21 protein-coding genes are annotated in these 21,688 nt (G+C 53.8%); 15 read left to right on the forward strand and 6 right to left on the reverse strand.

What is annotated here, in order from left to right; all coding sequences use genetic code 11:
* The first annotated feature begins 70 nt into the window (after positions 1-70).
* Genes MIB40_RS19700 through slmA form a run of 3 tightly spaced genes read left to right on the forward strand, consistent with a single transcriptional unit; the run spans position 71 to position 4,276 of the window.
* Positions 71-2,728: a phosphomannomutase/phosphoglucomutase gene (locus MIB40_RS19700; RefSeq protein WP_319941607.1), complete on the forward strand. Its 2,658-nt coding sequence runs from the start codon at positions 71-73 to the stop codon at positions 2,726-2,728.
* Between the two features lie 36 nt (positions 2,729-2,764).
* The gene (gene argB / locus MIB40_RS01425) at positions 2,765-3,664 is read left to right on the forward strand and encodes an acetylglutamate kinase (protein WP_249689941.1); all 900 of its coding nucleotides are present in this window, start codon (positions 2,765-2,767) and stop codon (positions 3,662-3,664) included.
* An 18-nt stretch (positions 3,665-3,682) separates the two neighbouring features.
* Positions 3,683-4,276, forward strand: a complete 594-nt coding sequence (gene slmA, locus MIB40_RS01430) for a nucleoid occlusion factor SlmA (protein ID WP_249689943.1) — start codon at positions 3,683-3,685, stop codon at positions 4,274-4,276.
* 24 nt (positions 4,277-4,300) lie between these two features.
* Here the strand turns inward: slmA and MIB40_RS01435 are convergent, their stop codons facing one another.
* Positions 4,301-5,299 (reverse strand): coiled-coil domain-containing protein, encoded by a 999-nt coding sequence (locus MIB40_RS01435; RefSeq protein ID WP_249689945.1) that lies wholly within the window; start codon positions 5,297-5,299, stop codon positions 4,301-4,303.
* Between the two features lie 12 nt (positions 5,300-5,311).
* Positions 5,312-5,956: an orotate phosphoribosyltransferase gene (gene pyrE, locus MIB40_RS01440; protein WP_249689947.1), complete on the reverse strand. Its 645-nt coding sequence runs from the start codon at positions 5,954-5,956 to the stop codon at positions 5,312-5,314.
* Between the two features lie 84 nt (positions 5,957-6,040).
* On the opposite strand from pyrE, the gene MIB40_RS01445 reads away from it, so the two are divergent.
* Positions 6,041-6,817: an exodeoxyribonuclease III gene (locus tag MIB40_RS01445; RefSeq protein ID WP_249689948.1), complete on the forward strand. Its 777-nt coding sequence runs from the start codon at positions 6,041-6,043 to the stop codon at positions 6,815-6,817.
* A 72-nt stretch (positions 6,818-6,889) separates the two neighbouring features.
* On the opposite strand, the gene rph is transcribed toward MIB40_RS01445, so the two are convergent.
* Positions 6,890-7,606: a ribonuclease PH gene (gene rph / locus MIB40_RS01450; RefSeq protein WP_249689951.1), complete on the reverse strand. Its 717-nt coding sequence runs from the start codon at positions 7,604-7,606 to the stop codon at positions 6,890-6,892.
* 173 nt (positions 7,607-7,779) lie between these two features.
* On the opposite strand from rph, the gene MIB40_RS01455 reads away from it, so the two are divergent.
* The 5 genes from MIB40_RS01455 to MIB40_RS01475 all read left to right on the forward strand — a co-directional run bounded on the left by MIB40_RS01455 (position 7,780) and on the right by MIB40_RS01475 (position 12,628).
* Positions 7,780-8,646 (forward strand): YicC/YloC family endoribonuclease, encoded by an 867-nt coding sequence (locus MIB40_RS01455; protein ID WP_249689952.1) that lies wholly within the window; start codon positions 7,780-7,782, stop codon positions 8,644-8,646.
* Positions 8,647-9,003: 357 nt separating this feature from the next.
* Positions 9,004-9,618 carry a guanylate kinase gene (gmk, locus tag MIB40_RS01460; protein ID WP_249689954.1) on the forward strand — a complete coding sequence of 205 codons (615 nt, stop codon included), beginning with the start codon at positions 9,004-9,006 and terminating at the stop codon, positions 9,616-9,618.
* A 91-nt stretch (positions 9,619-9,709) separates the two neighbouring features.
* Positions 9,710-9,970, forward strand: coding sequence for a DNA-directed RNA polymerase subunit omega (rpoZ, locus tag MIB40_RS01465; RefSeq protein WP_249689956.1), 261 nt, complete (start codon positions 9,710-9,712; stop codon positions 9,968-9,970).
* Between the two features lie 81 nt (positions 9,971-10,051).
* Positions 10,052-12,175 (forward strand): bifunctional GTP diphosphokinase/guanosine-3',5'-bis pyrophosphate 3'-pyrophosphohydrolase, encoded by a 2,124-nt coding sequence (spoT, locus tag MIB40_RS01470; RefSeq protein ID WP_249689958.1) that lies wholly within the window; start codon positions 10,052-10,054, stop codon positions 12,173-12,175.
* Between the two features lie 66 nt (positions 12,176-12,241).
* Entirely contained in the window at positions 12,242-12,628 is a 387-nt protein-coding gene (locus MIB40_RS01475) for a RidA family protein (RefSeq protein ID WP_249689960.1), read from the forward strand.
* 13 nt (positions 12,629-12,641) lie between these two features.
* Here MIB40_RS01475 and MIB40_RS01480 read toward each other — a convergent pair whose 3' ends face one another.
* Complete coding sequence (locus MIB40_RS01480) at positions 12,642-13,508, reverse strand: SDR family oxidoreductase (protein WP_249689961.1); 867 nt, start codon at positions 13,506-13,508, stop codon at positions 12,642-12,644.
* Between the two features lie 86 nt (positions 13,509-13,594).
* Here MIB40_RS01480 and MIB40_RS01485 point away from each other — a divergent pair, with 86 nt between their 5' ends.
* From MIB40_RS01485 to MIB40_RS01500, 4 genes are all read left to right on the forward strand, one after another.
* The gene (locus MIB40_RS01485; RefSeq protein WP_249689963.1) at positions 13,595-14,518 is read left to right on the forward strand and encodes a hydrogen peroxide-inducible genes activator; all 924 of its coding nucleotides are present in this window, start codon (positions 13,595-13,597) and stop codon (positions 14,516-14,518) included.
* Entirely contained in the window at positions 14,515-16,620 is a 2,106-nt protein-coding gene (recG, locus tag MIB40_RS01490) for an ATP-dependent DNA helicase RecG (RefSeq protein ID WP_249689965.1), read from the forward strand. Before MIB40_RS01485 ends, recG begins: the two co-directional genes overlap by 4 nt.
* A 152-nt stretch (positions 16,621-16,772) precedes the next feature.
* The gene (locus MIB40_RS01495) at positions 16,773-18,152 is read left to right on the forward strand and encodes an aminoacyl-tRNA deacylase and HDOD domain-containing protein (RefSeq protein ID WP_249689967.1); all 1,380 of its coding nucleotides are present in this window, start codon (positions 16,773-16,775) and stop codon (positions 18,150-18,152) included.
* Positions 18,153-18,265: 113 nt separating this feature from the next.
* A complete protein-coding gene (locus MIB40_RS01500; protein WP_249689969.1) occupies positions 18,266-18,691 on the forward strand; it encodes a MarR family winged helix-turn-helix transcriptional regulator in 426 nt (141 codons plus the stop codon).
* Here MIB40_RS01500 and MIB40_RS01505 read toward each other — a convergent pair.
* Together MIB40_RS01505 and MIB40_RS01510 are read right to left on the reverse strand one after the other, a co-directional pair.
* The gene (locus MIB40_RS01505) at positions 18,688-19,533 is read right to left on the reverse strand and encodes a hypothetical protein (RefSeq protein ID WP_249689970.1); all 846 of its coding nucleotides are present in this window, start codon (positions 19,531-19,533) and stop codon (positions 18,688-18,690) included. The genes MIB40_RS01500 and MIB40_RS01505 overlap by 4 nt on opposite strands.
* A gap of 89 nt (positions 19,534-19,622) precedes the next feature.
* Positions 19,623-19,901: an HU family DNA-binding protein gene (locus tag MIB40_RS01510; protein WP_249689972.1), complete on the reverse strand. Its 279-nt coding sequence runs from the start codon at positions 19,899-19,901 to the stop codon at positions 19,623-19,625.
* 184 nt (positions 19,902-20,085) lie between these two features.
* On the opposite strand from MIB40_RS01510, the gene MIB40_RS01515 reads away from it, so the two are divergent.
* Together MIB40_RS01515 and ubiA are read left to right on the forward strand one after the other, a co-directional pair.
* On the forward strand, positions 20,086-20,655 hold the full coding sequence (locus MIB40_RS01515; protein ID WP_249689975.1) for a chorismate--pyruvate lyase family protein: 570 nt from the start codon (positions 20,086-20,088) through the stop codon (positions 20,653-20,655).
* 98 nt (positions 20,656-20,753) lie between these two features.
* Positions 20,754-21,635, forward strand: a complete 882-nt coding sequence (gene ubiA / locus MIB40_RS01520) for a 4-hydroxybenzoate octaprenyltransferase (protein WP_249689977.1) — start codon at positions 20,754-20,756, stop codon at positions 21,633-21,635.
* The last annotated feature ends 53 nt before the right edge of the window (positions 21,636-21,688 follow it).

The following is a 21,688-nucleotide window of genomic DNA, read 5'->3' on the forward strand; positions in this document are numbered from 1 at the left end:
AAAGGCCGTGCGAATGGCGGATGCCTGCACAGCTATGGATAAATGACACGGGATCTTGGGGAAAAGAATTGTGAAACTGTTTTCCAAAAAGTCGAAGGACCAGGAAGAAGCGGTAGCGCCACAGGCGGCTGAAACTACCCGGATAGGAAAAAAAAGCAGCACGCTGAAGTACAGCCTGATTGCCGCGGGCGGCGCGGTGCTGGGTGTGGTTGTGGCTATGGCGGTGATCTATCTATTGTTAATAGAAGCGGGTAATAGCCATTATCGTGATGCCATTGGGCAAACCCAATTGAACCAATCGGCAGCACTGGTGAATCAACAATTGCGACGCTTGAATGCCCAGCTCAAAGGGCTGGCAGCCGATCCGGAGCTGCTCAGTGCTGCCAAAAACAGCGATCAGGCGACACTGGACCGGCTTGAGCAGCGCTTTACCAGTGCGTTACCGAAAGCGCTTCAGATTCGAATTTTACTCAAGGGTGATAATGCGCTGGACGAGACAGGCCCGGCCCCGATGAATTATTCGGCCAGGGATATGGTCAGCAAGGCCAAGCAAGCCAAACAGAATATTTATCCGGAAGTGCACACTGTGGGTAAGAAGCGCTTGTTACTGGCGGTTGCTCCGGTTCGTGAACAAGCGTCCGGGCCAGTATTGGCCGCTGTTTTGGTGTCCTGGGATGCCTCATTACTCAATGATTTGTTTAAAGGTATTGATCACTCCCTGGGTGAAATTGCCTTGATTCAGGATTTTGATGGCTCCGGGGGGCGAACGCTGTTCAAGGTGGGTAGCGCGAGTGCCAGTGCTACACCGCTGCTTCGAGTAACCAGCAGCAGCTACTGGAAAATCCAGTTTCGGCCCTCTGCCGAGTTGGCTCAAGGCGGGCCAAATTCCATGGTGCCGCTGCTGATTGGTCTGGTAATTGCCCTCGCATTGATCCTGATAAGCAGCTTTGTCGGCTATCGCATGTTTGAACGCGAGGCGCGTAGCGATACTGCATTGCTGGTGTCTTTTATCCAGCAACTGCTCGAGCGTAAGCCCGCTCAAAGTAACGCGTTTGTGTTGGAAATGTTTCATAACGTGGCACTGACGGTGTCACAGCTTGTGCAACAGGTGAAAGTCCCGCAATCAGCCGCGAGTATTGATCCTGTGGAATCGCCTGCTGGCATGCAACCCTTGACCGGCGCGCAGCCCCCGGCTATGGCCGTCGATGAGGGGGGCCTTGATGAGCAGGGATTCCCGGATGTATCGGATGAAACCTCACCGCTGTTCCAGTCCACGGATATTCTCGATATCGATGACATCGATCAGGATGAAGATCTGCTACTGGGCGATGACTATGGCGCCGGGGATGAGGTCCCCGCGTCTATTTTCCGGGCCTATGATATTCGTGGAGTGGTCGGTGATACCTTGCAAAGTTCGACGGTGCGCCTGTTGGGCATGGCCCTGGGCAGTGAGGCTTTGGAACAGGGTGAATCTACTTTAGTGGTAGGTTTTGACGGTCGTCTTTCAAGCCCTGAAATAAGCGATACGTTGGCTGCAGGCATCATGGAAACCGGCTGTAACGTCATCAATATTGGCATGGTGCCGACGCCGGTTCTTTATTATGCGACTCACGAGCTTGATGCTAACTCTGGCGTTATGGTGACGGGCAGTCATAATCCCCCTGATTACAACGGCTTCAAGATCGTCATCAACGGTACCACGCTGGCCAATGAGTCGATCCAGGCTCTTTACCAGCGCATCGTGAAAGGTGACTTTGCCCGTGGAAAGGGCGAGCATAGCCAGGTTGATCTTCGAGAAAACTATATTGAGCGGATTCGCGATGATGTGGCGATCGCCAAGCCCCTGAAAGTGGTCATCGATTGTGGTAACGGCGTGGCTGGTGATATTGCCCCGCGGCTTTTTGAAGAGCTGGGTTGTGATGTTATACCCCTGTTTTGTGACGTCGATGGCAACTTCCCAAATCACCATCCCGATCCGGGAAAGCCGGCTAACCTGAAGGATCTGATCGAGCGAGTAAAAGCGGAAGGTGCGGATCTGGGTATTGCGTTTGATGGCGATGGCGACCGGGTGGGTGTGGTCACCGACCAGGGCAAAATCATCTACCCCGATCGTTTGTTAATGATGTTTGCCAAGGATGTGGTTTCCCGTAATCCCGGGGCAGATATCATTTTTGACGTTAAATGCACTCGTCGCTTGACCTCATTGATCAGTGGCTACGGTGGCCGTCCGGTGATGTGGAAAACGGGTCACTCGCTAATTAAGGCAAAAATGAAGGAAACCGGGGCTTTGCTGGCGGGCGAAATGAGTGGCCATATCTTCTTTAAGGAACGTTGGTACGGATTCGACGACGGCCTCTACAGCGCTGCACGATTGCTGGAAATTCTCGGAGTTGAATCCCGCCCGGCCGGTGAGCTGTTTGCCTCCTTCCCCGAAGGCCTGAGTACCCCTGAGATTAATATCGACGTTACCGAAGAGAACAAGTTTGCTCTGGTGGACAAGCTGGTACAGCTGGGCCGGGATGGAAAGTTTGGTAAAGGTAGCATTACCGACATCGATGGCTTACGGGTTGATTATCCCGTGGGTTGGGGCTTGGTACGGGCATCGAATACTACACCGGTGCTGGTGCTGCGTTTCGAGGCCGATAGCAAAGGTGCGCTGGACAAGCTGCAGGCGCTGTTCAAGCAGCAACTCCTGGCCGTGGACAGTGAACTGAACATTCCATTTTAACGACATCGATCGTTGACGCATGCAGGATAGAGTTGAATGACCTTACAGGTACAAAAAGCGGCGGACATCGCCCGGGTGCTTACAGAAGCCCTGCCTTATTTACAGCAATTTGCCGGTAAAACCGTCGTTATCAAGTATGGCGGTAACGCCATGGAGAGCGAAGAGCTGAAAAACGGTTTTGCACGCGACGTGGTGTTAATGAAAGCGGTTGGCATCAATCCGGTTATTGTCCACGGAGGCGGCCCACAAATTGGTGAGTTGCTGGCCAAGCTTGGCATCGAATCCCGCTTTGTCGATGGTATGCGGGTGACCGACAGTGCCACCATGGACGTGGTACAAATGGTACTGGGTGGGCTGGTCAACAAGGATATCGTTAGCCTGATCAACAGTAACGGCGGAAGAGCCATCGGTTTGACGGGTAAGGACGGCAATTTTATTACCGCCCATAAACTCCGTGTTACCCGCGATAACCCTGAGGTGCAGGCGCGAGAGATCATCGATATCGGTCATGTCGGTGAAGTCGATGAAATCGATACCGGTGTGCTTGATATGCTTCTCAATGACCAGTTTATTCCTGTGATTGCGCCGATTGGTGTGGATCGTGAAGGTGCGTCTTACAACATTAATGCGGATCTGGTCGCAGGTAAGGTGGCAGAAGTTCTTAAAGCTGAAAAACTGGTGTTATTGACCAATATTGCGGGTTTGCAGGACAAGGAAGGCAACGTGCTGACCGGTTTGAGTACGGAAGATGTTGATGGTCTGATTGCTGATGGCACGATCTATGGTGGCATGTTACCCAAAATCCGTTGTGCGCTCAGCGCCGTCAAAAATGATGTTACCAGCGCCCATATTATTGATGGCCGAGTGCCCCACGCGGTATTACTGGAGATGTTTACCAGTGAAGGGGTCGGCACCTTGATTACCGATAGCGCATGATCCGGAGAAATGACGACCATGGATAATCGTAAAAGCTCGCGTAAAGAGCAGATCCTGCAGGCGTTGGCGGCCATGCTCGAATCGAGCCCCGGGGCGCGAATAACGACCTCTGGCCTGGCCAAAGAAGTGGGTGTCTCGGAAGCGGCGTTGTATCGTCATTTCCCCAGTAAGGCGAAGATGTTCGAGGGGCTAATTGCCTTTATTGAAGACACCATCTTCAGTCGAATTAACCTGATCATTACTGAAGAAGGCTCAGCCCAGGCGCGCTGCGAAAAGGTGCTTGGATTATTGCTGGCCTTTACCGAGCGCAACCCGGGTATTACCCGTATCCTGACCGGCGACGCCCTGGCGGGTGAAACGGATCGGCTACGCACGCGGGTGGTCCAGTTCTATGATCGCTTGGAATCCCAGCTGAAGCAGATTATTCGTGAAGCCGAGATCAGTGAGGGGCTGCGCACGCGGTTGCCCGTAGGTATGGCCTGTAATCTAATGCTGGCAGCGGCCGAAGGTCGTATCAGCCAGTTTGTTCGCAGTGAATTTAAGCGCCGGCCCACCGAAAACTGGCAGGATCAGTGGGGTCAGCTGGCGCAGGCCGTGTTTGTCGGTAAATAAGACGGCCTGCTTCGGTTTCCAGAGTTAGTTATTTCTCAGGAATCGAAGCTCTTCTCCCTCTTCGGTGACCACTACGAACTTATCCTCTGTGATGGAGATAACGGTCGCCAGATGTTGTTCGTCACTGGGGCCGTGATTGGTGGTGCCATCGGGACTGCTGATCTGGCGCATCTCACTATCGATCACCAGTACGCCTTTTTCTACCCCCCAGGAACCAAGGATCATTAGCTGAGATCCGTCAATCTGTTTGCTCACCCAGCTAAAGCTGCCTTTGGGGTTAATGATCCATTCGTAGCGGTTGCCGAGTTTATCTCGGCTGTGCCAGATGCCGCCGAGCTGTTCGGGCCTCAGACTCTCAACGGCTTTTCGTTCGACCAGCTGACCCTGGTCATCGACGATGCCGAGCAGCTTCTTCAACCGCAATGTGTCTCGATCAAAACGCTCGCCAACAAAGACCTGATCTTGCCGGCGGCGGTCAATTTCAGCCATCAACCGTTCAATCTCTTCATCAATGCTAGCGATGTCACGAAGGATTCGCTCAGGTACCGGTTTACCGGCGCGTTCCCGAGTAGCGGCGGTGGCTTCCTTCTCTTCGCGAAGCTTTCTCTGCCGTGCGATATTGGCGTTGGTCAGCTTGATGCGATCTTCGATGTCGGCAATGGCTCGTTCCCGCGCCCGCTCGATGTCGGGAATGGTGCTGTAGAGTTTCATCAGCGCGGCATCGCTGGAGCGTTTCTGGGCTTTTTCCCCTTCGGCGGCCAGCAAACGAATCTCTTCTTCCCGTTTCTCCAACAGCTGCTGGGAGGTCAATGCCGGGGGAACTTCTTCGAGGACGCGGCCTTTGCTGTTGATAATCGAATAACCTTTCGAGGCGTATTCGGGAGGAAGATTTGGGGAGATAACGACGCTGCCGGCTTCGTTTTTAAAACGAAAATAACGCACCTCGGCCGCTTGTGCTGAAGCGACGACAGTGCTCGCAATAGCGGCGCCAATCAGTAAATATTTGCATGCCGAAGTGATCATGACGATTTCCTGTCAATCGATTCCGTAACGTTGACGGTATTGCTTAATGCTATCGGCGTGATGCGTTAGCTCCGGATCCGCCTGAATAAATTCAAGCACCTGATTAAGGTTAACAATACTAATCACCGGAATGCCATAGTCACGCTCGACTTCCTGAATAGCAGACAACTCTCCCTTACCTTTTTCTTGCCGGTTAAGGGCAATCAAAACCGCGGCGGGTTTGGCACCTTCTGCGGAGATGATCTGCATAACTTCACGCACTGCAGTGCCAGCAGTGATGACGTCGTCCACAATCAGAATACGGCCCTCGAGGGGCGCGCCTACCAGCGTTCCGCCTTCGCCATGGGCTTTGGCTTCCTTGCGGTTAAAGGTATAGGGCAAATCCTTACCATGGTGATCGGCGAGAGCTACCGCGGTGGTGGCAGCCAGCGGAATACCTTTGTAGGCCGGGCCAAACAGGAGGTCATAATCGACCCCGGACTGCTCCAGGGCATTCGCATAATAGCGGCCGAGGCGCGCAATGGCACCGCCGGTATTAAAGAGACCGGCATTAAAAAAGTAGGGACTGAGACGACCGGATTTGAGTTTGAATTCGCCGAACCTGAGCACCTGTTGCTCAATGGCAAAGCGAATAAAATCGCGCTGATAATCCTGCATTAAAAGCCTATAAAACGGGGCGATGAGTTACAAAAAGATAACAAGCTCAGGTATCATACACGCTCATTTGTTCAGGGGCTATGTATGAGAGTTGTAAGTGCGAACCTAGACAACATAAGGGCCGCCGCCGAGCGGGGCTTTTTTGCCTGGGTCGCCGATCAGGATATCGATCTACTCTGCCTGCAGAATGTGCAGGCCTATGAGTATGAGCTTGATAGTGCCGAATTTTGCCCTGCCGGCTACGAGCGTTATTTTTTTGAAGCCTGGGAACCTGGTGTTGGCGGGGTAGCCATCTATACTCGGCACCAGCCCAAGGCCGTGATTCGTGGGCTCGGGTTTGAGCTGGCTGATCAGAACGGCTGCTATATTCAGGTCGATTTTGACAAGGTCAGCATTGCCAGCCTGCTGGTGGCTGGATCCGAAGGTACCGGCAATGACCAGAACCAGAAGTACAAGTTTCTCAATGATTATCTGGCGTATCTGGGCAAGCAGAACCGCAAACGCCGGGAGTTCATTATTTGCGGCGGTTGGCAGATGGCCCATAACAAGGTGGATCTGGCGGATTGGCGTGAGGCCACGGAATTGCCAGGATTTACGCCGCCGGAGCGCGCCTGGCTGGACGAAGTATTGGGCTCGATGGGTTTTGTCGACGCTTATCGTGAAGTCGACCGCGAGGGCGGTAAGTACAGCTGGTGGCAAACGGACAACGATCGCGAAAACGACAAGGGCGCGCGGATGGATTACCAGCTGGTGACCCCGGGTATGCGCCATACGGTGCTCAGTGGGGGAATTTATACCGGCCAGACCTTTGGCCGTCATGCCCCGGTTATTATCGACTACGACTGGGAACTTAGCATATAGTGAATGTGCAATAAAAAGGGCGGTTCATTCCGCCCTTTTTATGTCGCCGGTTAGTACGGTTGAGTCGGCAATCTACTCAGCCAGAGCCTGACGTTGCAGCTCGAATAATTCGGAAATGCCTTTGTCAGCCAGCGCCAGCATCTCGTTCATCTGCCCACGACTGAACGCTTCACCCTCAGCAGTCCCCTGAACTTCAATCATGCCGCCGTGCTCATTCATCACCACGTTCATATCGGTCTCGGCATTGGAGTCCTCCGGGTAGTCCAGATCCAGCACCGCATGCCCTTCGAAAATACCTACTGAAACAGACGCAATCATCTGCTTGAGGGGGTCGGTCTTGATCACTTTGTTGCGCTGCAGGCTGCGCAGTGCATCGACCAGCGCGACACAGGCTCCGGTGATAGAGGCGGTGCGGGTCCCGCCGTCGGCCTGAATGACATCGCAATCGAGGGTGATGGTGTTTTCGCCCAGCTTGTCCAGATCCACTGCTGCACGCAGAGAACGACCAATCAGCCGCTGGATCTCCAGGGTGCGACCACCCTGTTTGCCGCGGCTGGCTTCGCGCCCCATGCGGCTGCCGGTCGAGCGTGGCAACATGCCATATTCGGCGGTAATCCAGCCTTGCCCTTTGCCTTTCAGGAAACGAGGCACCGAGTTTTCCACCGAGGCCGTGCAGATGACTTTGGTGTCACCGAATTCGACCAGAACCGATCCTTCAGCATGTTTGGTGTAATGACGCGTAATCGTGACGGCACGCATCTGGTCAGGGGTACGGTTGCTGGGGCGCATGAAGCAGAATCCTTTAATAGACGATTGGAAGGGCGGCTAGTATACCCGTTACGCCATTACTTGGCTGCGATAGAAGACGTTTTGCCCCTTACTCACCATGGGGTAGAATGACGCCTTCGCCATATCACCGTTAGTTCAGGCTGATCTTCTTCAGGTTGACACAGGGAATTCAAATGACACGAAGCATGACCGCGTTTGCTCGCCATGAGGCTCAGTTTGAATGGGGCTCCTTGAGTTGGGAGGTTCGTTCCGTGAACCATCGTTATCTGGAACCCAATTTCCGATTGCCGGAGGTGATGCGTGAACTCGAATTTCCACTGCGAGAAAAAATCCGCAAGCGGCTGACTCGAGGTAAAGTGGAATGCGGCCTACGTTACCAGTTGGCGGAGGGAAATTCGGGCGCGTTAGTGGTGAACACTGATATGTGCAATCAGTTGCAAAAAGCACTCAAGCAGGTGCAAAACAGTTTCTACGATACCGCCTTGCCCGACCCGCTGGCGGTGTTGCAATGGCCGGGAGTATTGCAGCAACAAGAATTGGATATGAAGCAACTGCACAGCGATGCCTTGAGTGCTTTCGATCAGGCGCTAAGCCAGTTGATTGAAGGCCGGGAGCGGGAAGGCTCCGAATTGCGCGAGTTTGTCGAGCAGCGCCTTCAGGGCGTGGCCGAGGAAGCTGATCAGGTTCGTGAATTGATGCCGGAGATTCTCGACCGTCAGCGCCAACGCATGCAACAACGCATCGAAGAGGCCAGAGTGGATCTGGAGCCGGGGCGGCTAGAGCAGGAGATGGTGCTTATCACGCAGCGTTCCGATGTCGAGGAGGAGCTGGATCGCCTCCAGGTGCATATCGCCGAGGTGGCGAGGGTGCTCAAAGGCGGCGGCTCCATCGGCCGACGACTGGATTTTCTGATGCAGGAATTGAACCGAGAGGCCAATACCCTGGGATCCAAATCGATCAATGCAGGCACCACTCAGGTGGCGGTTAACCTCAAGGTGTTGATCGAGCAGATGCGTGAGCAGATCCAGAATATAGAATGACCGATGGTTTGGTAGCGAACAGCATCGCCATCTGTTGCTCTTCAATCGTTATCACCGCGTCCAGGTGGTGGCTTGGTCAATCGTTCTTTAAAGCATTTTTGCTTGCGACAGGGCTGCAGCAACACTCACGCTATGCATTGTTTTGGTTGCAAGAATAAGGGGCTGTCGAAACCCTGCATGATCTCAATCAAAATGCTATCTACTGGGCCGACTATCATGGTGGTTGTGTTCGACAGCTGGTTTACCAGCTAAGCTCACCCGGTCCGGGTGCTTCGTGTTAAATTAGGCGGCTACAGTGTGGCTAGCCAGGTGCAGGTCTGACAGGCCTGATCGTTTGATGATAATGATGGAAACAGTATGAGTAGGGGAACCCTCTTTATCGTGGCGGCGCCGTCCGGTGCGGGCAAAACAAGTTTGGTCAAGGCGTTGGTTACTCAATGCCCTCAGGTGGTGGTTTCGGTGTCCCATACCACCCGCCCTTCGCGTCCCGGTGAGCAGGACGGGGTCGATTATCATTTCGTATCCGCAGAATCCTTCCAGGCCATGGCCGATCGTGGTGAGTTCCTTGAGCACGCCGAAGTATTTGGCAAGCGTTATGGCACCTCCCAACCCTGGGTAGAGGCGCGCTTGGCCTCGGGTGAGGATGTGATTCTGGAAATTGACTGGCAGGGCGGCGCCCAGGTTCGTCGCCTGATGCCCGATGCGGTGTCTGTTTTTATCTTGCCCCCCTCTCGTGACACATTGCAAGAACGCTTGCAGGGTCGCGGGCAGGATGATGCGTCGGTGATCGCTCAGCGGATGACCGAAGCGGTCAGTGAAATGACCCATTATGTGGAATTTGACTATCTGATTGTGAACGACAGTTTCGAAACGGCCCTCAGCGAATTGAATGCTATCGTGGTGGCGCGCCGGTTACGTCAATCGGTGCAGCGGGAAAAACATCAGCAATTACTGACCCAGCTCTTGTCATGACCAGAGGCTGCTCGTAAAATGTGCAGCCTTTTGCCGCCCACCCGGGTGGCTGTTATGATTGTGCCTAACCCTATTTTGTCGGAGTACTACCATGGCTCGTGTAACTGTTGAAGACTGCCTGGATCACGTGGATAACCGTTTTGAACTCGTCATGGTTGCCACCAAGCGGGCGCGCCAGCTGGCGACCGGTGGTAAAGATGCGATGTTGGACTGGGAAAATGACAAGCCCACCGTTATGGCCTTGCGTGAAGTTTCGGAAGGTTTGGTGACCGAAGAGGTTTTGGCCGACAAGCCGGAGCCTGAAGAGATGATCTCTTTTGGTATGGATGTTGAAGGCGAGACACTGGGCTAAATAAACTTGCTGTTATGAAACCCTATCGCCGCCACGCTGCCCTTTTCGCAGGACGAAACGGCTGACTGCAGGAGGCGGCGATTGCCCACCATAAATGATCTGGCCCAGAGCCTCTCTACCTATCTCAACCCGGAACAGATCAATCTTGTTCGACGGGCGTATTATTACGCCGAACAGGCCCACGACGGTCAACGCCGCCGTAGTGGCGAACCCTATGTAACCCACCCGCTCGCCGTCGCTGGCATTCTGGCGAATATGCACATGGATCATCAGAGTCTGATGGCCGCCATGTTGCACGATGTCATCGAAGATACCGGTATCCCGAAAGAAGCGGTTGCTTCCCAGTTTGGTGAAGTGGTGGCCGAACTGGTCGATGGGGTCAGCAAGTTGACCCAGATGCGTTTCGAGACCAAGGCCGAGCAGGAAGCGGAAAATTTCCAAAAAATGGCCCTGGCCATGGCCAAGGATATTCGGGTTATCCTGGTCAAGCTGGCCGACCGTTTGCACAATATGCGCACCCTGGGAGTGATGCCCGCCGAGAACAAACGGCGTAAAGCTCGGGAAACCATGGAGATCTATGTTCCCATTGCGCTGCGTCTGGGTATGAACTCCATCCGGGTAGAGATGGAAGAGCTCTGTTTCAAGGCGATCTATCCGATGCGTGCCAGCCGTATCCAGCAGGCGGTCAAACAGGCACGAGGTAATCGCAAGGAACTGGTCTCCACCATTCGTGATGCCGTGAATACTCGCCTGCGTGAGCATGGCCTGGAAGGCTCGGTCACCGGCCGGGAAAAACACCTCTACAGCATCTATAAGAAAATGCGTGTACAGCGTAAGCCCTTTGCCGAAATCATGGATGTTTATGCGTTTCGTATCATCGTGCCCACCGTGGATGACTGCTATCGTGCTCTGGGCGCTGCGCATAATCTGTATAAGCCTTTCCCCGGACGTTTCAAGGATTACATCGCAATTCCCAAAGCAAACGGTTATCAGTCGTTGCATACCACCCTGTTTGGTATGCACGGAGTGCCGATCGAAATGCAGATCCGTACCCAGGAAATGGAAGAGATGGCCAATAACGGCATCGCTGCTCATTGGCTGTACAAATCGGAAGAGGAGGCGCTGGTCGGTAGTCACGCCCGGACCCGCCAGTGGCTGAAGGGGGTGCTGGAACTCCAGCAAAATGCGGGTGATCCCCTCGAGTTTATTGAGAACGTCAAAATCGACCTGTTCCCCGACGAGGTGTATATCTTTACCCCCAAGGGCAACATTATGGAGATGCCCAAAGGCGCCACGGCGGTTGATTTTGCCTACGCCGTGCACACCGATGTGGGCAATACCTGTGTTGCCTGTCGCATCGACCGTCGCCTGGCGTCATTGAGTCAACCGCTGCAAAGTGGTCAGACTGTAGAAGTAATTACTGCGCCAGGGGCCAAGCCTAATGTTGCCTGGCTCAGTTTTGTCACCACGGGTAAGGCACGCTCCAATATTCGTCATTACCTGAAGAACCAGCGCCATTCGGATTCCGTCGAACTGGGGCGTCGATTGCTGAACCGTGTCCTCGCCAGCCTCAATGCGGCCATGGAACAGATTCCCGAAGAACGGATTAACCTGTTTCTCAAGGATGCCAGCCTGAGCAGTTTCGATGAGTTACTGGAAGAGATCGGGCTGGGTAATCGTATGGCCTATATGGTCGCCAAGCGTTTACTGGAGTCGGCACCGGGTGAAAATAAAGAACAGCTTAATGGCGGCGACGCCGAACAGCCGCTGACCATTCGTGGCACCGAAGGCATGGTGATCTCATTCGCTCGCTGTTGTTCCCCTATTCCAGGCGACCCTATCGTCGGCCATGTCAGTTCCGGAAAAGGTATGGTGATTCACTCAGAATCCTGTCGCAACATCAGCGATATTCGGCATAATCCCGAACGCTGTCTTGAAGTGGAGTGGGATAAGCATGTCAGTGGTGAATTCACCGTTGCCCTCAAGGTAGAGCTGGAACATCAGCGTGGCATGGTGGCGTCGTTGGCGACAGCGGTAACCGCTGCCGATGCCAGCATCGAGAAGATCAGCCTGGAAGAGCGGGATGCCCGGTTCTCGGTTGTCGAGCTGCTGATCAACGTCACGGATCGTCTGCATCTGGCGCGCTCGATCAAAAAGCTGCGAGCCGTCAAAGGCGTAAATTCAATTACCCGAACCAGGGGATAACCCGACGCGCATACCTTGATGTGTGCCAGATGGAGAGTGGCGTTCAAGCCCATTAGAGGAGAACTTATGAGCAACAAGCAGATTATCACTACCGAACGAGCCCCGGCAGCCATTGGCACCTATTCGCAGGCAGTGAAGGTAGGCACTACTGTTTATCTATCTGGACAGATTCCATTGATTCCAGAAACCATGGAGCTGGTTGATGGTGATTTTGAAGCCAATGTAGAACGAGTTTTCGAGAATTTGAAAGCGGTTGCCGAAGCGGCCGGGGGCGGTCTACAGGATCTGGTCAAACTCAATATCTTCCTGACCGATCTGGGTAACTTTGCCAGGCTCAACGAGGTGATGGCACGCTATTTTGAAGAGCCCTACCCTGCGCGCGCAGCCATTGGAGTGGCCGAGCTGCCGAAGGGCGTTCCGGTTGAAATGGACGGTGTGTTGGAGCTCGGCTAAGAATTAATGCATCTTATTGGTCGCGTTGCTGCAACAGTGAGCCGTAACCGGCCCTGAAATCAGGGTAACGTAACTGATAGCCGGTTTCCCGCAGGCGCTGGTTACTGCAGCGTTTGCTCGGGATATGGCTGGGTGTGGTGGCGACTTTCGGAAGCTCCACATCCAGCTGATCGGCCAACCAGGCCATAATTTGGTCCATGGCACAGGGCTCAGAATCGCTGGCGATATAGAGCGGTGCCACCTCCAGATGTTGCCAATCTCGCGTAATCAGGTGCGCCAACACTCCGGCGCAATCCTCGCTATGAATACGGTTGGTGATAGGGGCGGGTTTGTATTCGCAGCTTTGCCGGTTCAGTACGCGCTTGATCAAGCGCTCCCGGCCCGGTCCATAGATGCCAGAGAGGCGAACACTGGTGGTGTTTATGGTGGCTTCGGCAAGGGCTTGCTCGGCTTCCAGCATACGCTGTCCGTTAAATCGTTGTGGCTGTGTTTCTGAGAGCTCATCCACCCATTCCCCGTCACCCTGGTTGTACACCGCGGTGCTGGAGGTGAAGAATAGCCGACGCGGTGCCTTCGCAAGGGATTCGGCAACAGCCGCCATGCTTTTTACACCATCAACATAGGCTCTGCGGTAGCCCTCATCGCTGCGTTCACTAGCGGTACCCGTGAAAACCAGGTAATCCAGGGTTTCGGGAACACCCTGCCAGCTATCGGCGTTGGAAAAATCCCCGGCCACGGGGTGAATGCCCGGCGCCAGATTGTCGAGATTTCGACGCAGTCCCCAGACCTGGCTCCCTTGCTCCATCAGCATTGTGGCCAGGCGATTACCAACGTCGCCACAGCCCACGATCAATACGGAAGGTTGCCGGGTGCTGTTCATTTAAGTGCTCCTAAGGGGTGTTATCGGATTGATCGTGAATTAAGATAAGGCTAATAATATTTGTAATCTAATAAGTTTTCTTAATCATGACTCTGACCGAACTGCGTTACATAGTTACCCTCGCCCGTGAACAGCATTTTGGCCGAGCGGCCGAACGCTGTTTTGTCAGCCAGCCTACCCTGAGTGTGGGTGTCAAAAAACTGGAATCCGAGCTGGGAATCGCGATTTTTGAACGCACCAAGAGTTCGGTCAAAGTCACTCCGCTGGGGGAGCAGGTCGTTAAACAGGCCCAAAAGGTGCTTGAGGAAGCTTCTGCCGTCAAGGCGATCTCCTCGGCGGGCAAGGACCAGCTGAGCACCACATTAAGAGTCGGGGCCATCTATACCATCGGACCTTATCTGTTTCCCCATCTGGTACCGCAACTGCGGCAGATGGCGCCGTCCATGCCGCTCTATATCGAAGAAAATTTTACCGCTGTGCTGCGCCAGAAGCTGCGCAATGGTGAACTCGATGCCATTATCATCGCGCTGCCTTTTACCGAGCCCGATGTGCTTACCAAGCCCCTTTATGATGAACCCTTTACGGTTCTGATGCCCCACCAGCATCCACTCCATGAGCAGGCCGCCGTGGCTCGCAAGCAGTTGTGTGAAAATGAATTGCTGCTGCTCGGTGAAGGTCACTGTTTTCGTGATCAGGTGCTGGAAGCCTGTCCGGGTTTGGGATCCGGGGACGCTCGCGACAGTAAACTACGTACCGATGTGGAAGGCGGGTCTCTGGAGACATTGCGCCATATGGTGGCTTCGGGTATGGGCATTACCGTATTACCGATGTCTGCGGCTGGTGACCGATATTATGCCCCCGATATGCTGGCCACCCGGCCCTTCGAAGCCCCGATACCCTTCCGGACTGTCGCGATTGCCTGGCGTGCCAGTTTCCCGCGCCCGAAAGCGATCGATATGCTGGCCGATGCCATTCGTCACTGCAGCATTGCGGACAAGCCTGCAGCGTGAGTGATAGTGGGCAGCAAACGGTCGGCGTCAACCAACGGCCGGTGACGGTTTTAAAAGGCGTAGGCCCGCAATTGGCGGAGAAGCTGGCGCGCTTGCAGGTTCACAACTTACAGGATCTGTTGTTCCATTTGCCCCTGAGGTATCAGGACCGAACCCGGGTCACGCCCATTGCCGGTATCCAGCTGGGGCAGGATGCCGTGATCGAAGGCACCGTCAGTGCTGCCAATATTGTGATGGGTCGTCGGCGCAGTCTGGTGTGCCGATTGCAGGATGGCAGCGGTTCCGTGACCCTGAGGTTTTTCCACTTCAGCGCCGCACAAAAGCAGGGTTTGGCGGCGGGTACCCGCTTGCGTTGTTACGGAGAAGTACGTCGAGGCAGCTCCGGTTTTGAACTGTTTCATCCCGAATACCAGCGGCTCGATAGCGAACACGAGGTGGCGGTTGAAGAGTTTTTGACGCCTATCTACCCCGCTACCGAAGGCTTGCATCAGAACCGTTTGAGAGCGTTGTGCGAGCAAGCCCTGGTGTTGCTCGAAAAAGAAGGCGGTCTGGATGAATGGTTACCCGCATCGATGCTTCAGCAACACGAATTAATGTCCTTGCAAGAGGCGGTTATTTTATTGCACCGTCCGCCACCGGAAGTCTCCCAACAGCAGCTTCTGGACGGCCAGCATCCGGCGCAGCGACGGTTGGCGTTTGAAGAGCTGTTGGCGCATCAACTGAGCCTGTTGCAGCTCCGGCAACGGGTACAAAGTCTGAACGCCTATGCCCTTGATGGCGGCGATCCATTAAGGCAAGCACTGATCGCTGCCCTGCCCTTTCAACCAACCCAAGCCCAACAGCGGGTGTTACAGGAGATCGACCAGGATCTGGCTCGGCCTCATCCCATGTTACGGCTGGTGCAAGGTGATGTGGGTTCCGGCAAAACCCTGGTGGCGGCATTGGCTGCCTTGAAAGCGATCGCTGGAGGTCATCAGGTCGCGCTTATGGCGCCGACCGAAATTCTGGCCGAGCAGCATTATCAGAGTTTCCGTGGCTGGTTTGAACCCCTGGACATCGAGGTCGCCTGGCTTTCCGGTAAGCAGGGCGCGCGGGTGCGACGGGAGCAGTTGGAGAAAATCAGTCAGGGTTCGGCGGGTCTGGTTGTTGGTACCCATGCGTTGTTTCAGGATGACGTGGTGTTTGCTCGGTTGGGCCTGGTGATTATTGATGAACAACATCGCTTTGGCGTGCATCAGCGTCTGGCTTTGAAAGCCAAGGGAGAGCGGTCTGGTTATCAGCCCCATCAGCTGATTATGACCGCGACACCCATCCCCCGCACCCTGGCCATGAGTGCCTATGCTGATCTTGATTGCTCGGTAATTGATCAGTTACCACCGGGTCGGACACCGGTTGAAACCGTGGTGATTCCGGAAGAGCGCCGTCCGGAAGTGATTAATCGGGTGCGCAGTGGTTGTGCTGAAGGCCGGCAGGCCTATTGGGTCTGTACGCTGGTGGAAGAGTCGGAAGCCCTGCAATGTCAGGCCGCCGAAGCCAGTGCAGAAACTCTGCAAGCCTTGCTGCCCGAATTGCGGGTGGGACTGGTGCATGGGCGTATGAAACCTGCTGAAAAAACCCAGGTCATGCAGGCTTACAGTGCAGGAGAGATCCAGCTGTTGGTAGCGACGACGGTGATAGAGGTCGGGGTTGATGTCCCGAATGCGAGCCTGATGATCATTGAAAACCCGGAACGGCTTGGTTTGGCCCAGCTGCATCAGCTGCGCGGTCGAGTGGGCCGTGGTGCGACCCGAAGCTATTGTGTGTTGCTCTATCGAGCGCCTTTATCTCAGATGGGCCGGGAACGTCTGGGCATTATGCGTGAATCGAGTGATGGCTTTGTGATTGCCGAAAAAGACCTTGAGCTTCGTGGGCCGGGGGAATTACTGGGGGTTCGGCAAACCGGATTGGTGCAATATCGAATAGCCGATTTGCAGCGGGATGCCGAGATACTCGAATCAGTACAAGACGCAGCAAAATGGTTACATGATGAGGGGCTTAATGATAATGTCCAACACCTGATCTTGCGCTGGATGGGAGAACGAGAGCAATACGCGCAGGTGTAGCCCAAGCAATAAATACTGTGACTTGACGCAATATGCAGTGAAATAATGGGCGGTGTTTGCCTATTCGCTGCAGGCATTGGCTATAGTTAGCAACAGGCATGACAGCGTTATCTGGTACATTTCTCCGGTCGTTTATAACAGGAAACCAACCCGTGATACCCAACAAGGTCAAGCAACTGCTGGACAATCAAGCGATCTCTTACAGTGTCACCGAGGTGCCTCGGTTGGTAGCTGGAGAGGAGAGCAGGATAGTCGGGCGAGTTGTGGTGGTCATGTTGGAAGATGAGATTGGTCGCCTGCAGTTACTGTTCCCTGCGGATCATCTGATTGACCTTGGTAAACTGGAAAAACTGCTGGGTAGAACTCTGAGCGCTACCCCTCCAACCGAGTTGCGAAGCATTTGTATTGAACACGGACTCAAAGCATTGGCGGGTCTTCCCCAGCTGACCGGAATCCCTACGATTGTTGACAGTTCGTTGTTTGAATTGAATGAATTGAGCATGGATTCTGGTAACGAAAGTGATTTGTTACAACTCAGCCAGGAGGAGTTTCGGCGTATTCTGAGTGAAGCGACTCCCCTCGACGCCACTGTCTCTATCCCATTACAGGCGAACCCTATGAGTTATCTTGACCAGGACGTGGCGGAAATTGCCGCGGCGGTAAAAAACTTTACAACCCTACGTATAAAACAGCGCCTGGAAGAGACGGTCGAGATTCCTCCATTGGCCCACACCGCTCAGAAAATCATCAAGCTTCGGGTCAATCCCGACGCTGAAATCGAAGACCTGACCGAAGTGGTCGAAGAAGACCCCAGTCTGGCGGCTCAGGTCGTCAGTTGGGCGGCTTCCCCTTACTACGCTGCTCCCGGCAAGATTAAATCGATCGAGGATGCGATTATTCGAGTGCTGGGTTTCGATCTGGTGATTAACCTGGCGATCGGTCTGGCGTTGGGCAAATCCCTTGCGTTGCCTGATGATGCCCCTGAAGGCAAGACACCCTATTGGACCCAATCGGCGTATTGCGCCACCGGGATCGACGCGCTAACGTCCCTGATTCCACGCGCTTCGCGCCCGGAAAAAGGGCTCTGTTATCTGTCCGGGCTACTGCACAATTTTGGTTATCTGGTGTTGGCCCACGTTTTTCCTCCTCATTTTGCCGTTATTTGTCGTCATATCGAAGCCAATCCCCATGCCAGCCATGTTGATGTCGAGCGTCAGCATTTGGGTATCTGTCGAGAGCAGATGGCCGGCTGGTTAATGGAACTCTGGGGCATGCCGGAAGAGGTTGTGGTGGCGTTGCGTTTCCAGAACGAAGCCAACTATAACGGTAAACACGCCAATTATGCCCGCTTGCTTTACGTAACCTCACGCTTGTTGCGCGAGCAGGAATTGGGTGACGCACCGCTTGAAGAAATTCCGGATGTTATGTTCGATGAGCTCAACCTGGATCCTGAGCAGGCGCGTCAGGCGATTGCGGACATTGCTGAAAAACGGGACGAAGTCGACCAGATGGCCCAGGCGTTTCGGTGCTGAATCTGCTTGTCGTGAATGATATAGGCTCATGTTTCATAGGTACTGCCAGAAACTTGCAGGGACTGTCATCTTTCGCGATGATCTTATACTAATTGGTTGTCAGCGGTACCCCAATGGAACAGAAGCGCCGGATCTATCACCTGCTTAACCAGGCTCAACATCAGTTAAAGCTCTATATCGACAAAACCATGGTGGAAACCGCAGGTGTTACCGGTGCACAGGTAGCCGCGCTGCTGTATCTGGAAAAGCATGATGGCTGCCAGCAAAAAGAATTGGCGGCGGGATTAAAGCTCGATACCTCGGCAATTACCGGTATGGTTGAGCGACTCTGCCGGAAAGCCCTGGTTGAAAAACGTCGCAGCGAAGCAGATCGGCGGGCTTTTTCTTTGCACCTGAGTGAGGCTGGCCGTCTTGCTCTGGCCCAGGTGAAACCGGTTATTCGCACCAATAACCAGCTATTGGAAGAGCGTTTTGGACGTGAATCCCTGGATCAGTTTTGCGATATCCTCCAGTTCCTGGCGGATATTAAAACCAATTAGTTAAGCCCTTCGGTGAACGTCTGGCGCTGCTTGCTGAAAAAGTCCTTTACGGCGGTCACGCACTGATCGACAAACCAGCGAGTCGCATCGGCTTCATACAGCTGCACATATTTTTCTAATTGTGGTGTGGGTACCTGGCGATAGGCATACAGGAAAAAGCTGTGAACCTGTTGCCCTGAGGTCGCCAGCATCTTCTTTTGTGCCGGAGTATTGAGGTTCACTGCGCTATCCTCTGCTCCGGTTGAAACGCCGGTTAGCACCTTGGAGGCATGCACAATGGAGGTGTTCAGTTCTTCTCTCAGTAGTACGCTGATTTCCGAGGTGCGTGAGGCGGCATCCAATCGACGAAGAAGTTCTACCCTGACCCCTCGAGGGGGATTTAATTTTACCTTCTCTCGGTATTCTGCCAGGCGTTGGCGGCCATCAGCACTGCTGACCTGCTTCTCTTTTTCATTCATCGCCTTGGCCAGAGGCGAATTGAGCGCAGAGTTCATCTGTTGCAGGTAATCGGAGCGGCCACTGGCTAGAAGGTGTTCAACCAGTTGCTTATTCAGGCTTTCGTAATTGATCTGTTGTTTCAGCCGTTCGCTGGCTTTGCCAAGCAGTTCTTGTTCTGCCGTGGTGGTGGCATTTTGTGCACGCAGAAGGTGGTCCATCATGACAGGAACCTGCTTGAGGAACAGTTCCATCCCTGAAAGTTCAAGGCTTCGATTGGCCAAATCCGGGGTGACTGTTTCAGCCCAGCTGCTCAAGGAGAACAGCAAGCAGGCAAGCAAGAGGTAAGTTTTTCTCACGGTGAGCCCTCGTCGTGTTTGCGGCAATGTCTCTATTACTGTAGTCACCGGATCGCTCTTTGAACAAGGAATCGGGCCTGTGGCTGTGAGAAGTGGTGCCGGATGATACCTTCCGGCACCCGGGGCAGGGCAAGAATTCAGGCGTCGTTTACGCTGTCCTTGAGCGCCTTGCCAGGTTTGAAAGCAATGGTGTTGCTGGCTTTAATCTGGATGGCTTCACCGGTTTGCGGGTTTTTACCCATTCGAGCGCCCCGATGCCGTTGATTAAAGGTACCGAAGCCAACCAGGCTGACGCTTTCATTACGGCTGAGCGCGCCGCTAATCTGGTCGAGTATGGCTGCCAGTGCTTCCCCTGCCTGTTCTTTGGTTAAATCTGCTTGTTCGGCAATGGCCGCTGTTAGTTCTGGTTTACGCATGAGTTCCTCAAGAATCCTTTTGTTTATAGGTTATTTTTATAGTTCCGAGAAATATATCTAAGCAGTCAGACTATAAAATGTGAAGCCTTTTCTGGCATCTATCCTCAGAGGCTGGGGAACAGAGCCAGTTGTGATACAATTCTTCGCCGTTCATGGCTGCTATTCGTTGCAGTGATTAACCTGATTGTCATCTCTAATCGGTATTCGTTTGCCTCTCACAACCTTATACGCCAATCAATGGCGTCCCCAAAGTCATATTCTGACATCCGACTTGCCTGAGCCCTGGCGAAGCTGGTTACTGGATCGTGGTTCTCTGACTCAACGCTTGATGCGCCGTTATCCGGGTGGCTTCGAAGTGCAGTTGATTCGCCAGCGCTGGGCACGTCCGACGCCGTCCGAGCGACATTGTCTCGATATTGGTCAGCGTGAGATGGCGAACATTCGGGAAGTATTATTAATGGGGGATGGTGTGCCAAGGGTGTTTGCCCGCAGTGTTTTGCCCCATTCAACCCTGATCGGGGCGAATCGATGTTTATTGCACCTCAAGAACAAACCCTTAGGCGCTTTCCTGTTTGGTAATCCGGCGATGGAACGGGGTGAAATAGAGATCGCTCCGCTGCCAGTGAGCCAGCTCAATGCGCACTTGCCGCATCGTTACGACGAGCAGATTGGTTGGGGGCGGCGGTCCTTGTTTTATCTCGGGCATCGACCTCTATCGGTTTGCGAGGTCTTCCTGCCCTCGTTGTTCGAATAGCTGCGTTGCAATCCCCCGGGTGAGACCCTAGACTGCCTTGGATTGATGACTGGCGCGAGCCTCGCGCCCTATCCCGATTTCCAAGATACCCCGATACCATGCAATGGATTCTTGAGCGCTACCCTCGACTGCCAGATTTTATCGCCCTGACCCGGCTGAATAAGCCGATTGGTATTTATTTGTTGTTATGGCCCACTCTCTGGGCCTTGTGGGCGGCGGCTGAGGGCCTGCCCCGCTTTGATCTGTTGCTGATTTTTATTCTGGGTACGGTGCTAATGCGTAGCGCCGGCTGCGTGATTAACGATTATGCCGACCGTGATTTCGATGGTCTGGTAGAAAGGACTCGAGACCGGCCGCTTGCTCAGGGTCGAATTCAGCCACGCGAAGCGCTGGTGTTGTTTTCAGTCATGGTGGGTCTGGCTTTCGTACTGGTGCTTTTTACCAATCCATTGACCGTCTATTTATCCGTGGGTGGTCTGTTGTTGGCTGCCTGTTACCCTTTTATGAAGCGCTATACCCATTTGCCTCAGGTGGTTTTGGGAGCGGCCTTTGCCTGGTCGATTCCTATGGCATGGGCGGCGCAAAACGGTGAAGTCGCTCCCGTGGCGGGCCTGTTGTATATCGCTACCCTGATGTGGACAGTGGCGTACGATACCCAATACGCCATGGTGGATCGAGAGGATGATCTTAAGGCGGGTATCAAATCGACAGCGATCTTGTTCGGCGAAGCCGATAATACGATGATTGCGATATTGCAGGGATTTACCTTACTGGTATTGCTGATGGTGGCCGATCAACTCGTGCTGGGGCCGGCTTTTTATCTGGGATTGGCAGCGGCTTGCGGGTTATTTGTCTACCAATATCGTTTAACCCGGGGCAGAAAGCGTGAAGAGTGCTTCAAGGCCTTTTTGAATAACCACTGGGTAGGTTTGGTGATTTTCCTGGGATTGTTTGTTGATTACGGCTTGCGAACGCTTTGACATCAAGTTGTAATGTGACTGTAACAATCCCCCGCTGTAATAGTGCCAGGTTG

Origin of the sequence: Aestuariirhabdus haliotis (assembly GCF_023509475.1) — a bacterium.
Taxonomy (GTDB): domain Bacteria; phylum Pseudomonadota; class Gammaproteobacteria; order Pseudomonadales; family Aestuariirhabdaceae; genus Aestuariirhabdus; species Aestuariirhabdus haliotis.